The organism is Streptococcus sp. ACS2 (assembly GCF_000525585.1).
Lineage (GTDB): Bacteria > Bacillota > Bacilli > Lactobacillales > Streptococcaceae > Streptococcus.
The window spans coordinates 1-16192 of sequence record NZ_JALT01000022.1 but is presented as its reverse complement, the minus strand read 5'-3'; the positions used below and the strand labels follow the sequence as shown (position 1 = coordinate 16192).

15 protein-coding genes are annotated in these 16192 nt (G+C 39.7%); 13 read left to right on the top strand and 2 right to left on the bottom strand.

Going from position 1 to position 16192, the window contains the following annotated elements; all coding sequences use genetic code 11:
- The first annotated feature begins 116 nt into the window (after positions 1–116).
- From argC to HMPREF1517_RS04120, 4 genes are read left to right on the top strand one after another with little or no spacing between them, the layout of a single operon-like run.
- A complete protein-coding gene (gene argC, locus HMPREF1517_RS04135; RefSeq protein ID WP_037599515.1) occupies positions 117–1139 on the top strand; it encodes an N-acetyl-gamma-glutamyl-phosphate reductase in 1023 nt (340 codons plus the stop codon).
- A 28-nt stretch (positions 1140–1167) separates the two neighbouring features.
- Positions 1168–2361 carry a bifunctional glutamate N-acetyltransferase/amino-acid acetyltransferase ArgJ gene (gene argJ / locus HMPREF1517_RS04130; RefSeq protein ID WP_037599513.1) on the top strand — a complete coding sequence of 398 codons (1194 nt, stop codon included), beginning with the start codon at positions 1168–1170 and terminating at the stop codon, positions 2359–2361.
- Between the two features lie 26 nt (positions 2362–2387).
- Positions 2388–3125, top strand: coding sequence for an acetylglutamate kinase (argB, locus tag HMPREF1517_RS04125; RefSeq protein ID WP_037599511.1), 738 nt, complete (start codon positions 2388–2390; stop codon positions 3123–3125).
- A gap of 3 nt (positions 3126–3128) precedes the next feature.
- Entirely contained in the window at positions 3129–4259 is a 1131-nt protein-coding gene (locus HMPREF1517_RS04120) for an acetylornithine transaminase (protein ID WP_037599509.1), read from the top strand.
- A gap of 40 nt (positions 4260–4299) precedes the next feature.
- On the opposite strand, the gene HMPREF1517_RS04115 is transcribed toward HMPREF1517_RS04120, so the two are convergent.
- The gene (locus tag HMPREF1517_RS04115) at positions 4300–5178 is read right to left on the bottom strand and encodes a polysaccharide deacetylase family protein (protein WP_037599506.1); all 879 of its coding nucleotides are present in this window, start codon (positions 5176–5178) and stop codon (positions 4300–4302) included.
- 172 nt (positions 5179–5350) lie between these two features.
- Here HMPREF1517_RS04115 and HMPREF1517_RS04110 point away from each other — a divergent pair, with 172 nt between their 5' ends.
- From HMPREF1517_RS04110 to HMPREF1517_RS04070, 9 genes are all read left to right on the top strand, one after another.
- A complete protein-coding gene (locus HMPREF1517_RS04110; protein WP_002890168.1) occupies positions 5351–6637 on the top strand; it encodes a homoserine dehydrogenase in 1287 nt (428 codons plus the stop codon).
- 83 nt (positions 6638–6720) lie between these two features.
- Positions 6721–7581 carry a homoserine kinase gene (gene thrB / locus HMPREF1517_RS04105; protein ID WP_037599503.1) on the top strand — a complete coding sequence of 287 codons (861 nt, stop codon included), beginning with the start codon at positions 6721–6723 and terminating at the stop codon, positions 7579–7581.
- A complete protein-coding gene (gene rarD, locus HMPREF1517_RS04100) occupies positions 7574–8458 on the top strand; it encodes an EamA family transporter RarD (RefSeq protein WP_037599500.1) in 885 nt (294 codons plus the stop codon). Before thrB ends, rarD begins: the two co-directional genes overlap by 8 nt.
- Positions 8459–8570: 112 nt before the next feature.
- The gene (locus tag HMPREF1517_RS04095; protein WP_037599497.1) at positions 8571–9188 is read left to right on the top strand and encodes a PepSY domain-containing protein; all 618 of its coding nucleotides are present in this window, start codon (positions 8571–8573) and stop codon (positions 9186–9188) included.
- Between the two features lie 132 nt (positions 9189–9320).
- Positions 9321–9524: a hypothetical protein gene (locus tag HMPREF1517_RS04090; RefSeq protein ID WP_002886082.1), complete on the top strand. Its 204-nt coding sequence runs from the start codon at positions 9321–9323 to the stop codon at positions 9522–9524.
- A 568-nt stretch (positions 9525–10092) separates the two neighbouring features.
- On the top strand, positions 10093–11115 hold the full coding sequence (locus HMPREF1517_RS04085) for an EcsC family protein (RefSeq protein ID WP_051411996.1): 1023 nt from the start codon (positions 10093–10095) through the stop codon (positions 11113–11115).
- Between the two features lie 22 nt (positions 11116–11137).
- Entirely contained in the window at positions 11138–13789 is a 2652-nt protein-coding gene (locus tag HMPREF1517_RS04080) for a valine--tRNA ligase (protein WP_037599494.1), read from the top strand.
- 21 nt (positions 13790–13810) lie between these two features.
- Positions 13811–15115 carry an ATP-binding protein gene (locus tag HMPREF1517_RS04075; protein WP_037599491.1) on the top strand — a complete coding sequence of 435 codons (1305 nt, stop codon included), beginning with the start codon at positions 13811–13813 and terminating at the stop codon, positions 15113–15115.
- Positions 15108–15686 carry a hypothetical protein gene (locus HMPREF1517_RS04070; RefSeq protein ID WP_037599488.1) on the top strand — a complete coding sequence of 193 codons (579 nt, stop codon included), beginning with the start codon at positions 15108–15110 and terminating at the stop codon, positions 15684–15686. Before HMPREF1517_RS04075 ends, HMPREF1517_RS04070 begins: the two co-directional genes overlap by 8 nt.
- 236 nt (positions 15687–15922) lie before the next feature.
- On the opposite strand, the gene HMPREF1517_RS04065 is transcribed toward HMPREF1517_RS04070, so the two are convergent.
- Positions 15923–16192 (bottom strand): ISL3 family transposase (locus HMPREF1517_RS04065; protein WP_037599485.1); only part of this gene is annotated, 270 nt, incomplete at its 5' end.

The window sequence follows — 16192 nt, the reverse complement described above, 5'->3', positions numbered from 1 at the left end:
GAAAACAAGTAGTTGAAAAAGACTGCTTGTTTTTTCATATTAATTACATGTTCCTCTTGACAAATGAATAAAAATGCAATAAACTAGTTACATATTTATTCAAAAGGAGTGCATAAATGAAAGTTTCAATCGTTGGTATCACTGGTTATAGTGGTTTAGAGTTAGTTAAAATTTTGAATAATCATAAAAAAGTGGAACTTGTTTCTATTCACGCAACCAAGGAAGTGGGCCGACGATTGTCTGATGTGTATCCCTATCTGACAGGTGTTTGTGACTTAGATATTGAAGCTTACAGTGCGGAAACGATTATGAAAAAGGCGGATTTGGTTTTCTTTGCCACACCTTCAGGAGTTGCTAGTTCGCTTGCGGAGGAATTTGTTCAAGCTGATTTTCCTGTTATTGATTTATCTGGGGATCATCGCTTGCCGGCAAATGTTTATCAAGAATGGTATAAAAAATCACCTGCTAAGCAGAGTGTTTTGAATAAATTTACATACGCATTATCAGAATATACAGATGTGAAGGATAAGAAATTCATTGCCAATCCTGGATGCTATGCAACAGCGACGGAGTTGGCCCTGATTCCTTTGGTTGCTTCTGGTCTGATTGAGACGGATAGTGTCATTGTGGATGCCAAGTCTGGTTTAACTGGTGCGGGTAAGGCTTTGAGTGAGTCTAGTCATTTTGTCAATGTTCACGATAATTACGTGACTTATAAACTCAATCATCATCAGCATATTCCTGAGATTGTTCAAACCTTGCAGACCTTTAATCCAGAAATGCCTGAGATTCAGTTCTCAACGTCTCTTTTACCAGTTAATCGCGGAATCATGGCTACGGTTTATTGTAAGTTGAAGAAGGATGTGACTGTAGCTGACGTGGCTTCAGCATTCACAAAGGCTTATAGCGATAAACCCTTTGTACGTGTTCAAGACAGCTTGCCAGAACTGCACAACGTAATCGGATCGAATTTTACAGATATCGGCTTTGCCTACAATGAAAAAACCAATGTTCTGACAGTTATTTCGGTTATTGATAATCTGCTTAAAGGAGCAGCTGGACAGGCAGTGCAAAATCTCAACCTCATGCAGGGGTGGGATGAGACGGAAGGTTTGCTTATGACACCGTCATACTTGTAGATGAAAGCATAGAGTTAGGAGAAAAAATATGAAAGTCATCGATGGAACAATTGCTAGTCCGCTGGGATTCTCAGCAGATGGGCTACATGCAGGATTTAAAAAGAGAAAAATGGATTTTGGTTGGATTGTCTCTGAAAAACCAGCCAGTGTTGCAGGTGTTTACACGACCAATAAGGTGATTGCAGCTCCTCTGATTGTGACCAAGACCTCAGTTAAAAAGGCTGGAAAAATGAAGGCTATCGTTGTTAACTCAGGTGTAGCCAATTCTTGTACAGGGACTCAAGGTTTGGAGGATGCTTACACCATGCAGGAGTGGACCGCTGAAAAGCTAGGTGTTGAACCAGACTTGGTTGGTGTAGCTTCTACAGGGATTATCGGTGAGTTGCTACCAATGGATACCTTGAAAAATGGTCTTTCCAAGTTGGTGGTCAATGGGAATGCGGATGATTTTGCCAAGGCGATTTTGACGACTGATACAGCGACTAAGACTATTGCTGTGACGGAGACCTTTGGACGCGATGTGGTCACTATGGCTGGTGTCGCTAAGGGCTCAGGCATGATTCACCCTAATATGGCGACCATGCTAGGATTTATCACTTGTGATGCTAATATTTCTAGTGACACCCTTCAATTGGCCTTGAGCCAAAATGTGGAAAAGACCTTTAATCAGATTACGGTTGATGGGGATACTTCGACTAATGATATGGTTCTTGTCATGTCAAATGGTTGCACACTAAATGAAGAGATTCTGCCAGATACACCAGAGTTTGATAAATTTTCGAAGATGTTGAATTTCGTGATGGAAGAGTTGGCTAAGAAAATTGCTAAGGACGGTGAAGGTGCTAACAAGCTCATCCAGGTTGATGTGGTCAATGCCCCTAATGACCTTGATGCACGTATGATGGCAAAATCTGTTGTCGGTTCAAGCCTAGTTAAAACAGCTATCTTTGGTGAAGATCCTAACTGGGGACGTATTTTAGCTGCTGTTGGCTATGCTGGTGTGGATGTTCCTGTGGATAATGTTGATATTATGATTGGCGGTCTGCCAGTTATGTTGGCCTCTAGTCCTGTTTCCTTTGATGATGAAGAAATGAAAGACATCATGCATGATGATGAAGTCACTATAACGGTAGATCTTCATGCTGGTCATGAAAAAGGAACTGCATGGGGGTGTGATCTTTCCTACGATTACGTTAAGATTAATGCCCTCTACCATACTTAAGTTATCTATGACAAAGGAGTTAACTGATGACTACTGAATATATTGTAATCAAGATTGGTGGAGTAGCCAGTAAGCAGCTAACTCCTGAGATATTGGCTAAACTGTCCGAATGGCAGCAGGCTGGTCAAAAAATTGTTATCGTCCATGGGGGCGGTTTTGCTATTAATCAGCTGATGGAGGCACATCATATTCCAATTCACAAGGTCAATGGTCTTCGTGTGACGGGTCAGTCAGATATGGCCTTGATCAAAGAAGCTTTGGTTGACATAGTTGGGAAAAACTTAGCGGATGAGCTGACAACTGCAGGTTTGCCAGCCTATCAGCTTGTAGATGAATTGCCAGACCTTGTCCATGCTGATTTCTTAGATCAAGAGACCTATAGTTTTGTGGGTGAAGTCAAAAACATCACTAATCAAACCCTAGTGAGCCTCCTATCTCAAGATAAACTTCCCTTGATTCCTAGCCTAGGCTATAGTGAGCAGGGGGAATTGCTCAATATCAATGCCGATTACCTTGCCAGAGCTGTGGCGATTAGTCTAGGTGCCAAAAAACTTATCCTTATGACAGATGTCAAGGGCGTTTTAGAAAATGGTCAGGTTTTGGAACAGCTGAACTTTGTGGACGTTCAGAAAAAAATAGATTCAGGTGTGATAACTGGAGGCATGATTCCTAAAATTCAAAGTGCTGTTCAGACAGTTCAAGCTGGTGTCGAGCAGGTCATTATTGGTGATAACCTGACAGACGGTACCATAATCAAGGAGTAAGAGATGACAAAACTATTTTCAAACTATAAACGGGCAGCGATTGATTTTGCTTCGGCTCAGGGCAATTATTTGACAGATACAACTGGCAAGCCCTACTTGGATTTTTCATCAGGTATTGGGGTAACCAATCTGGGTTACCATCCCCATGTCAATCAGGCTTTGACAGATCAGGTGGGTAAGATTTTGCACCAGCCTAATCTTTATTACAATCAGTTGCAAGAAGATGTTGCTGGACTTTTAATTGGTGACAAGGACTATCTAGCCTTTTTCTGTAACAGTGGTGCAGAGGCCAATGAAGCAGCCATAAAAATCGCCCGAAAGGCATCGGGTAAACAAGAAATCATTACCTTCCAAAATTCCTTCCATGGTCGAACGTTTGGATCCATGTCTGCCACTGGTCAGGATAAAATCAAACAAGGCTTTGGTGAAGGTGTGCCCCACTTTAGCTATGCTATTTTCAATGACATAGATAGTGTCAAGGCCCTAGCTAGTGACGAAACAGCGGCTATTATGTTGGAGTTGGTTCAAGGGGAATCAGGTGTTCAACCTGCTGATAAGGCCTTTGTTAAGGCTTTGGCTGACTTTTGTAAGGAGGCGGGTATTTATCTTATTGTAGATGAGGTTCAGACAGGACTTGGTCGTACTGGTAAGCTTTATGCTTATGAGCACTACGATATTGAACCAGATATCTTTACTCTGGCAAAAGGTTTGGCAAATGGGGTGCCAGTTGGTGCCATGCTTGCTAAGTCATCTCTTGGAGAAGCCTTCTCTTACGGAAGTCACGGCTCTACCTTTGGAGGAAATAAACTGGCTATGGCGGCGGCCAAAGCTACGCTTGAAGTTATGTTGGTCCCAGGTTTTCTAGATACTGCCCTTGAAAATGGAAACCAGCTACAAGCAAAATTGCAGGCAGCTTTATCTGATAAAGAGATGGTTACCACTGTACGTGGCTTGGGCTATATGATTGGGATTGAGACTACTGGCAATTTAGGAGAATTGGTCCAGTCGGCTCGAGATAAGGGGTTAATTGTCTTAACTGCAGGGACAAACGTGATTCGTCTTTTGCCACCAATCACCCTAAGTGATGCTGAAATTGAAAAGGGTGTGGCTCTCCTATCAGAAATATTTGACTAGAACATAAAAATCACTTGATTCTTGAATCAAGTGATTTCTTTTACTCATTGTCAGTATCAATCTCGCTGAGAAGTCCTTTAGCTGTTGTTGTTGGCAGAATACGGACACGATTAAGTGAGAGAAGACCATCCTTGGCACTGGCTAACCCTTCGTTGGTTGTTAGTCCTAACTTGTAAGTTTTCTTAGCTAGGTCAAGTGTCGTTTGATTGTAGCGACCTGATGGGTAGGCAATGGTATTGACCTTGGTATTGAGTTTATTTTCAAGGAAGTCAATAGAATCCGTTAATTCAACCTTTTGTGTTGCCTTGTCAGTGGCTGACAAATCAGGGTGGTTTACCGTATGAGACTGGAAGCTCATACCGTGAGCCATCATTTCTTTCATCTGTTTGACGGTAAGATTTCCAGCATTTCCCTTCTTAACAAAGCCAGTGATGACATTGTTGGTTGCCTTAGCCTTGTATTTTTTGAGAATCGGATAGGCAATCGTATAGAAATCTTCGTTACCATCATCAAAGGTCAGCCAGACAACCTTCTTAGCAGGCAAGGCATTTTCAGTGAAGGCTTTGTAGGCTTCTTCAGGCGTTAGGAAGTAGTATCCTGCCTTCGCCAAGGCCTTGATTTGTGCCTCGAAGAGGTCTGGGTCAACGATAAGGTTGGCGTTGGAGGCTTCAGATGGATCCATGACGTGTACCGCATGATACATTAGGATAGGGATTTGGACAGGTTCGTCATAGGTTTTCCATTTAGCTGTCGTCTTAGACTGACTGGTCTGAGCCTGTTGTTGCTTGCTTTTCGACTGATTTGGTCGGTTAAGCATAAAGACTGCTAGTAAGCCAAGAAGGACAATATTTAGGAAAAGCAGAAGAAGGTTCAGTTTCTTTCTGTTAGCTTGAGTTGTTTTTTTCTTTTGAGAAGTCATTGTATCCCCTTTCAAATAGGTCTAGTTATTATTCTAACAAAAATGGGATGGAAATGCACAGAATTTTCAGTAAAAAGAATACTTGCCTCCTTAAATGGCAACAATATTCTGTCAATTCCGATAGAAATGTGGTACAATTAAAAAAATGTATGTTTTTAAGGAGAAATCGTAAATGTCTATTAAAATTGGATTGCTTGGCTTTGGTACAGTAGCTAGCGGTATTCCTTTCCTCTTGAAGGAAAATGGTGAAAAGGTTCTTGCAGCCTCACGTGACCAACTCGAAATTGCCAAAGTTTTGGTTAAAGATGACGAGGAAAAAAATCGTCTTATCGCTGCCGGAAACGACTACAATTTTGTCACAAATGTTGACGAAATCCTTAACGATGAAGAGATTCAAATCGTTGTTGAATTGATGGGTCGTATCGAGCCAGCTCGTACCTTCATCACAAAAGCACTTGAAGCAGGTAAAAACGTTGTTTCTGCTAACAAAGACTTGATTGCTACTCATGGAAAAGAGTTGATTTCTCTTGCCCAGGATAAGGGAGTGGCTTTCTACTATGAAGCTGCTGTTGCTGGTGGTATTCCAATTTTGCGTACTTTGGCTAACTCTTTGACGTCTGATAAGGTGACACGTATCCTTGGTGTGCTTAACGGAACATCTAACTTCATGATGACTAAGATGGTTGACGAAGGTTGGTCATATGAGGACGCTCTTAAGACTGCCCAAGAACTTGGTTATGCTGAAAGTGATCCAACTAACGACGTTGAAGGTATTGACGCTGCTTATAAAGCTGTTATCCTTAGCCAATTTGGTTTTGGTGCCACAATTGATTTCGACGATGTGACTCACAAGGGGATTACAAACATCTCTACTGATGATGTAGCTGTTGCTCAAGAATTGGGTTATGTCATCAAATTGGTTGGTGATGTGCGCGAAGTAGAATCAGGTATCTCTGCAGAAGTATCGCCAACATTCTTGCCAAAAAATCACCCACTTGCTAGCGTTAACGATGTTATGAATGCAGTCTTTGTTGAATCTATCGGTATTGGCGAATCAATGTACTACGGTCCAGGTGCTGGTCAAAAACCAACAGCAACATCTGTTTTGGCAGATATTATCCGTATTGCTCGTCGTCTTTCAGATGGCAATGTTGGTAAACCATTTAACGAGTTCCGTCGTGACTTGCCATTGGCTAATCCAGCAGATGTTAAGAGCAACTACTATTTTGCCCTTGATACGCCAGACGAAAAAGGTAAAATCCTTCACTTGTCTGAAATCTTCAACTCAGAAGATATTTCATTTGAACAAGTCTTGCAACAAAAAGCAAATGGCACAACAGCTCGTATCGTTGTGATTACCCATGCTATGTCTAAGACACAACTCAAAGCTGTTACTGAAAAACTTGAAGCAGCAGAAGACTTCACTGTTGTCAACACATTGAAAGTTTTGTCTAACTAGTTGATAAGCCCATACTGGTGCGTATAAGAAAGGTATTCAAGGAGAAAAGTCGCTGATGGCTTTCCTCCTTTTGGTGTATTATTATGAAAATTACTGTTCCAGCAACATCTGCCAATATTGGTCCAGGTTTTGATTCTGTGGGTGTTGCCGTTTCTAAATATTTGACAATCGAGGTGCTTGAACCAGCGGATGCATGGCATATTGAGCATGATTTGGGCGATATTCCTTCAGATGAAAATAACCTCCTCATTTCAACTGCCTTGCAAGTTAAGTCTGATTTGCAGCCCCATAAATTGGTGATGGCATCAGATATTCCCTTGGCGCGTGGGCTAGGTTCTTCAAGTTCTGTTATTGTAGCAGGAATCGAGTTTGCCAATCAATTGGCAAACTTGCAGCTCTCAGACGATGATAAACTTGATATTGCAACCAAGATTGAAGGTCACCCGGACAATGTTGCCCCAGCTATTTTTGGGAATCTCGTTGTAGCCTCTTATGTGGATGAACATGTTAATAGCATCGTGACAGACTTTCCAGAGTGTGCCTTTGTAGCCTTCATTCCGAGCTATGAACTTAAGACATCTGATTCACGTGGGGTACTTCCAAGTGACCTGTCTTACAAAGAAGCTGTAGCTGCATCATCTATTGCCAACGTTGCCATTGCTGCCCTCTTTGCAGGCGATTTGGTTAAGGCGGGACATGCTATTCAAGGGGATATGTTCCACGAACGCTACCGTCAAAAATTGGTTAAAGAATTTGCGACTATTAAGGAATTGTCAGGTCAATACGGTGCTTATGCGACCTATCTCTCAGGCGCTGGCCCAACAGTTATGACCTTGACACCAAATGATCAAGCTGAGGCTCTTAAAACGGCTATCGACGGTCTTGGTTTAGATGGTGAAACCTTCATCCTGTCTGTGGATAAAGCAGGTGTTGTCGTTGACTAGAAAAAATCAAGGGCTACTCTTTGGTCTAGCCACCTATATTCAATGGGGATTTTTATCCCTTTTTTGGAAGCTTTTAGCAGGTGTTTCGGCTTACAACACCTTCTCGTGGCGGATTGTTTTTACAGTGGTGACTATGCTGACTTACGCCTTAGTCGCTAAGCAAAATACACGTTTCAAAGGGGAGCTTGTGGAACTTTGGCAGGATAAGAAAGCCTTGCTTCGTATGCTACTTGCTAGTTTTCTCATAGCAGCTAACTGGTTGATTTATATCTATGCTGTGGGTCATGGTCAAGCGACGCAGGCTAGCCTGGGCTATTACATTATGCCTATTATTTCTATCCTGTTTGCCCTCATTTTTCTTCGTGAATCATTGAGTAGGACCATGTGGGCAGCAGTAGTATTGGCCTTTATAGGAGTACTGGTTCTTGTTGCCAATACAGGAAAACTTCCCATGGTTTCATTGGGATTAGCTCTGAGCTTTGGTTTCTATGGTCTAATCAAAAAAGGGGTTAGGCTTTCCAGTGACGTAGCCATGCTAGTAGAAAGTGGCTTGCTACTACCTTTTGTAGCTATCTATCTCGTTTTCTTTTCTCCAGAATCATTTTCTTCCTATTCGAGCATGGAAATATTTCTCCTAGCCATATCCGGTGTGGTGACGGCCGTTCCATTGCTTTGCTTCTCAGAAGCAGTCAAAAGGGCGCCGCTTAACCTTATTGGTTTTATCCAGTATCTTAATCCTACGATTCAACTTCTCGTAGCCATCCTCATTTTTGGTGAGACGGTCAGCTTTGGAGAGTTGAAAGGCTTCCTCTTTATCTGGATGGCCATACTAGTCTTTATAACTGGCCAAATAGTAACATTTCGTAGAAGTTCCTGATAGCTATCGGGAACTTTTTATGATGTTGTCCTAAAAATGAGCCAAGTTTATCTGACAATTTTAGAACTTTAAGATATAATAGTAGTATTAGATTAAAATAGCGGAGAATTTTATGCGAAAAATGAAAAAGCTAGCGGGCTATCTGATTCTGCTCGCTATCCCAGTTGCCATCGCTGCAGGCCTGTTTATCTTTAACGGTTCAGGTTATCGCTTATCAGAACAAGATGCGGCAGACATTGCTTACAAAAATGCAGGTGTCAAAACTTCTGAGATTTCTCAATCAACAGTTTCGAAAGCACGTTCTGGGCTTCACGGAAGTTATGAGATTAGTTTCACAACGTCAGACAACCATTTTGAGTATACAATTGATGGTCAGTCAGGATCTATTTTGAAACATAAGAGTGACCATCCAACAACTAAGGATGAGGATGACGCTCAAAAAGGTGAAGAACCTAAAGACGAGACTCAACCTAGTGAAAGCAAGGAAGAGACAGCTGTATCGAAAGAGACTGCGCAAACAACAGCTCTTAACCATGCTGGCCTAGCTGAAGGTTCTGTGACAAACTTGAAAACGGAATTGAAGACTGAAGGAGACGGTAAGGTCTACAATATCAGCTTTGACTATGCTGCTAGCGGTCTACGTTATAAATACGCGGTAAATGCTGATTCGGGAGCTATCGTAGCCTATACGACTGAGTATCTCACAGGGGCTGCGACTCCTGCTCAGTAGGTCGCAGATAGAGTGAAAGCTCTCCTTCTTATTAAGGAAAATCCTTGCAATTTCTCTGAAATGGTGTAAACTTAAAGTAAAAACGGTAACAGTAGCTGTAGATCTTGCCGTAGAATCAAGGAGGCTTTGACCATGAAAGAATTCCAAGCATTTAAAGACACGCTTAGCAATAAGGCTCTCAAAGCCATTTACGAAGAAAGTAAATTGGAAGTCCAAGACGAAACAACTGAAGGTACAGAAGCCTTCTCACTAGCCTTGGCAACCCAAATGGCTATCAATCTACTCGAAAGCTATGAAAAATGGCTCAAAGAAGAAAGAGCTAAGGAAGAAAAATAAGATGAAATCCTTGTCGGAAGACAGGGATTTTTCTTGTGAGGACACATTTTTCTATCTTCCTTTCACACGATAAGTTTGGAGTTTAGAAGTTCTCCTTTAAGCTTCATGATCACATTATTAGTCCAATCGAGATTTGATACCTTTTGGGTTTCTTATCTCAACGTCTCCTTATAATTTCATTTGTCTTGAGATTAAAAATGTGATAGAATAGGACCATTCAGAGGTGCTTTGAAGCCCATTTGTCACAGGAAGCGGTGGTACTGAGAAATCCGCACAAATGTCAAAGCTGGTTGCTGATGGTCAAATTGAATCAAGAAAGCTGTGAGTGGTTGCCACTCAAAATTGGGTGGTACCGCGGATACACATTCGTCCCTGTCATAGTTATGGCAGGGACGATTTTTTGTAGAAAGTGAGGAAGGAAGGTGGCGCAAGCACATTTACCAGAACGATTAGAAATTGCGTTTTCCAGAATTACAAATTTTTTCAATATTAAACGATCTATTTGGATATTAATTCTAATATTTGTACTATAAATATATATAATACAAAGAAGGTAGAAATAAGAATTATGGAAAATATTTTAGATAAAAAGGAAATGGATTCTTTAGATAGCTTAAATAATCGCTATAAAAAACTTACAGAACCAGGTCACTTAGCAAAAATTGGAGAACGAGCAATAGAAATTGTTCCAAGTGAAATAAAAACCCTTCTCAACGGAGTTGGAAATTCTATTTCTGAACAAGAGCTCTACATACAAGCTATGGAACAAATTTCTAATGGTTTTAAAATAATTGAAGAACAGGCTGCGAAATTATCAGTCAGCAAACAAAAAATAGTTCAAAATTTACAAAAGTACGAGAAACTAGATAGTTATCAAGATATTCCAAAACTTCGATGCTATAGTATCTCAAAGTGTGTAGATAATTTTCGAACTATAAATTTATTTACAGCTTTTCTCGAAGGGGGTGGAACCGGCTTTTTTGGATTTGCTGGCCTTCCTTTTAATCTTGTTTTAAGTATATTTATTTATTTTAGAGCAGTTCAATCAATTGCCATGTATTATGGGTATGATGTAAAAAATGATAATGAAGAACTTATAATTGCTAATTCAGTTTTTATTAACGCTTTAAGTCCGTCAAAATCAGATACAAATAATGAGCTATCTGCTGTAATTACTAAAGTAATGCTAATGAGTAAAGCTACTATTATTAAAGAGACTTCGAAAAAGACTTGGTCTGATATGGCTGCCAGGGGTGGTATTCCATTACTTCTTACACAATTGAGAGCATTGTCTCATAAAAGTGCTGCTAAAGCTTTAGAGAAGACCGGTCAGAAAGGATTAGAAACTAAATTATTTAAAGATACTTTTGAGTTAATTGGAAAAAAATTAACTCAAAAAATGATAAATAAATCTATTCCCTTTGTTTCTGCTGGTATCGGTGCATTTCTGGATACCGCACAAATGAAAAGAGTATTAGAGTACGCTGATATTTTTTACCAAAAACGTTTTATTGCAGAAAAAGAATCACGTATTCGTTTGTTAAAGGAATGGGAAGAAAATTCTATAATTGAAGCCGAATTTATAGATTGAGATAACTAGAAAGGACACACACATGTCTAAAGAACTTTCACCTAAATACAATCCAGCCGAGGTTGAGGCTGGTCGTTACCAAAAATGGCTTGATGAGGATGTTTTCAAGCCTTCAGGAGATGAAAAGGCTAAGCCTTATTCTATCGTTATTCCACCACCAAACGTAACTGGTAAACTTCACCTTGGTCACGCTTGGGATACAACTCTTCAAGATATCATCATCCGTCAAAAACGTATGCAAGGTTTCGATACACTTTGGCTTCCAGGTATGGACCACGCAGGTATTGCCACTCAAGCTAAAGTAGAAGCGCGTTTGGCTGAAGACGGCATCTCTCGTTATGACCTTGGTCGTGAATCTTTCTTGACTAAAGTTTGGGAATGGAAAGACGAGTATGCCTCAACTATCAAGCAACAATGGGGTAAGATGGGACTCTCTGTAGACTACTCTCGTGAGCGTTTCACCCTTGACGAAGGTTTGTCAAAAGCCGTTCGCAAGGTCTTTGTAGAGCTTTACAAAAAAGGTTGGATTTACCGTGGTGAATTCATCATCAACTGGGATCCCAAAGCCCGTACAGCCCTCTCTGATATCGAGGTTATTCACAAGGATGTGGAAGGTGCCTTCTACCACATGAACTACATGTTGGAAGACGGTTCACGTGCCCTTGAAGTGGCAACAACACGTCCTGAAACTATGTTTGGGGATACTGCCGTAGCGGTTAACCCAAACGATGACCGTTATAAAGACTTGATTGGTCAAAATGTTATCTTGCCTATCTTGAACAAGCCAATCCCAATCGTTGGGGACGAACACGCAGACCCTGAATTCGGTACTGGTGTGGTTAAAATCACTCCTGCTCACGACCCTAATGACTTCTTGGTTGGTCAACGTCATAACTTACCACAAGTCAACGTTATGAACGATGATGGTACCATGAATGAATTGGCTGGTGAATTCAACGGTATGGACCGCTTTGAAGCACGTAAGGCTGTTGTTAAGAAATTGGAAGAAATCGGTGCCCTTGTCGAAATTGAAAAAATGACTCACTCAGTTGGTCACTCAGAACGTACAGGTGTGCCTGTTGAGCCACGTTTGTCTACACAATGGTTTGTTAAGATGGACCAATTGGCGAAAAATGCTATCGCAAACCAAGACACAGACGACAAGGTAGAATTCTACCCACCTCGTTTCAACGACACCTTCCTTCAATGGATGGAAAATGTCCACGACTGGGTGATTTCTCGTCAGCTCTGGTGGGGTCACCAAATCCCTGCTTGGTACAATGCTGAGGGTGAAATGTACGTCGGTGAAGAAGCACCAGAAGGCGACGGATGGAAACAGGATGAAGACGTCTTGGACACTTGGTTCAGTTCTGCCCTCTGGCCATTCTCAACTATGGGCTGGCCTGATGTGGAAGCAGAAGACTTCAAACGTTACTTCCCAACTTCAACCTTGGTTACAGGTTACGACATCATCTTCTTCTGGGTGTCTCGTATGATCTTCCAATCATTGGAATTCACAGGACGCCAACCATTTAAGAACGTCTTGATCCACGGTTTGATTCGTGACGAGCAAGGACGTAAGATGTCTAAGTCACTCGGTAACGGGATTGACCCAATGGATGTTATCGAGAAATATGGTGCTGATGCTCTCCGTTGGTTCCTTTCAAACGGTTCTGCACCAGGTCAAGACGTGCGTTTCTCTTACGAAAAAATGGATGCTTCTTGGAACTTCATTAACAAGATCTGGAACATCTCTCGTTACATTCTCATGAACAATGAAGGTTTGACCTTGGATGTAGCACGTGAAAATGTAGCTAAAGTGGCTGCTGGTCAAGCAGGTAATGTCACAGACCGTTGGATTCTCCACAACCTCAATGAAACCATTGGAAAAGTTACTGAGAACTTTGACAAGTTCGAATTTGGTGTGGCTGGTCACATCCTCTACAACTTCATCTGGGATGAGTTTGCGGACTGGTATGTTGAGTTGACTAAGGAAGTGCTTTACAGCGATAACGAAGACGAAAAAGTTATCACTCGTTCGGTTCTTCTTTACACCTTGGATCAAATCTTGCGTCTCCTTCACCCAATCATGCCATTCGTAACTGAAGAAATCTACGGCCAAATCTCTGAAGGAACGATCGTGACTGCTGAATACCCAGTGGTTCGTCCAGAGTTTGAAAATGAAGAAGCTGCAGCTGGTGTTGAAGCTCTTAAAGATGTGATTCGTTCCGTTCGTAACTCACGTGCGGAAGTAAATGTTGCTCCAAGCAAGCCAATCACAATCTTGATTAAGACTAGCGACAGCAAGCTCGATGCCTTCTTAAATGATAACGTTAACTATATCAAACGCTTCACAAATCCAGAACATTTGGAAATTGCAGCAGATGTCGAAGTACCTGACTTGGTTATGTCAAGCATCATCACAGGTGCAGAAATCTACTTGCCACTTGCTGACCTTCTCAATGTCGAAGAAGAATTGGCCCGCCTTGAAAAAGAATTGGCCAAATGGCAAAAAGAACTCGACATGGTTGGTAAGAAACTTTCTAACGAACGCTTCGTAGCCAATGCCAAACCAGAAGTCGTTCAAAAAGAACGCGACAAACAAGAAGATTACCAAGCTAAATACGATGCAACAGTCGTACGTATTGAAGAAATGAAGAAGTTGGTGAAATAAAATTTTAAATAGGTGCCCTATATGAAATTAATAATAGAAAATATAGCAAATGTAGAGCATGCTGAGATTGAAATCAAAGGAGTAACAGTTATTGCAGGGCAAAATGGGACTGGAAAAAGTACTATTAGTCGTTCCTTGTTTTCAATTTTTAGTTCTTACTTTGATGTATATAATAAAATAATGAAAGACCGGATGAAGTCAGTTAAAGAGGCTTTAGATAAATATTTAGTTGATATTGAGTTTTCTTATAACTTTGGTAAAGATGAAAAAATAACGAGACGTGTCCCACCTAAATTCGTAACTCGTAGACTGTCAGAAATAATATCGCAAAATTTGTTTGATATTGCAGATACGTCAAATGATGAGTTTAGCATTTCTGATATAGCAGAGATTATCATAGATTCTATTAAAGAATACAATGATAAAAATTCGCAATATCAAATTTTGCCACTTAATGAAGTCGATTTGAACTTAATTATTGAAGAGTTATATTCAATAATATCACAATCTAATATATCCATATTTAATCAAATTCTAACTGATGTTTTTAATGATGAATTTCATAAACAGATTAATAATATTTATAGTAAGAAAAAGGGTGAGATTTCATTAATTATAAAGGGAGAGCCAATAAAAGTTGAAATAATTAATAATAAAATTGTTACAGATGAATTGGTCAATTTCAGAACTGATGTTGTTTATATTGATGATGCTGCTGCTATAGTTGATAATACTTTTATGAATGGATTCTGGTATGAGATTGATCCAAAATTAGATCATAATAATCATCTTGTTGAACAGATTCAAAGAAAAACGAATGTTACGCATACAGTTAAAGCTAGGGTCACTGATAAGTTAGATAGTATATTCGGCCAATTAACAAACGTGCTTGTAACTGATTCTGTCAATAGAGCTGAAGAAGACGAGGATGAAAGTAAACTTAATATTATTAACTACTCCTCAGGCATGAAGACTTTTTATTTAATTAAGGACTTGTTAGAAAAGGGGGTAATCAGAGAAAATGGAACATTGATTCTAGATGAACCAGAGGTACATTTGCATCCTGAATGGCAATTGAAATTTGCTGAAATAATTATTTTATTGCAAAAAGAATTTGATTTGCATATACTAATTAATTCACATAGCCCTTATCTTGTAGAAGCGATTGATGTTTATAGTAAAAAATACGGTACTTTTAATAATCTAAAGTATTACCTTGCTACAGACAGTATTAATGATGTAACCGATTCTATTGATGGTATTTATAATCAAATGTATATTCCTTTGAATTTGCTTGAAGAAATTTCGGAGGATCTAGATGAATAATCAAAGAATATTTAGAATGTTTCATGATTTTCGAATGAATTTTTCTGAATGTATCGAGGATATGAGAACTTGTTCTTATGACCAAGCCTACAAAGAAGGAAAAGGATTTATATTAGTTGATTCGGGGTACAATTGTTATAATTTTGATAGAATTTCTGAAATTATATGCAAGAATCATGGTTATGAAAAACTTCAATCATCAGATTCGATTTTGCCACTTACACCCTCCAATACATTATATTTGATAGAGTTTAAAAATTCACGTTCAAGTATACCGTGGAGTGATATAAGAGCAAAAATTTTTAATAGTATATTTATTTTTGAAAACTTTTATGATTTGTCTAAATCTGATTTAAGTAACATAGTAACTGTAACAGTTATTCATAAATCGATGAATAAAAAAAGCTTAAGAAAGATTAGAGAACATCAACAGAGACTTAGTGGACTAATATACCAAACGGTTGAGCATTTTAGAATTTTAGAAGATTTCTGTGGGATAAAATCTTATAAATTTAATAGTGAAGATTTTATTAAATTTATCGAAGAAAACAATCTTGTCTTACAAAACTGAGTGAAATAAGCCCATCAAAAACAACCTTTATCCCTTCAGCTTTCTTTAAGGAACTCAAGTTATACTATAGTCATCCTAATAAGTATTACTGAACGTCGTTCGGTAGCGCTCACATGTTCTGGTTTTAAGTCAGGCAGTGTATCTTTCTTTTTTCATAAATCTCCCAAACAAGTCTAATCTCACAAGGTTAGGCTTGTTTTTATGGCTCTTTGTCAACTGTAGTGGGTGACGAAAAGCTAACATCTAGAGAGGACCTGGTAGGTCTTCTCTTTTTTTATGTTCAGAGTGATGAAGACACGTTTCTTAAAGTTGATGAAGTTTCTAAAACCGAAGCCCAATCGTTTGATGTCTTTAATCAACTTATTAGTTGCTTCAAGTTTGGCATTTGAATAGTCTGTTTCTAGCGCATTCTTGATGTATGGTTTGTGTCTAAGGAAGGTCCTAAAGACAGTTTTGAAGTAATGATTGACCTTGCTTATATTCTTCTCTATGAGCTCAAAAAACTC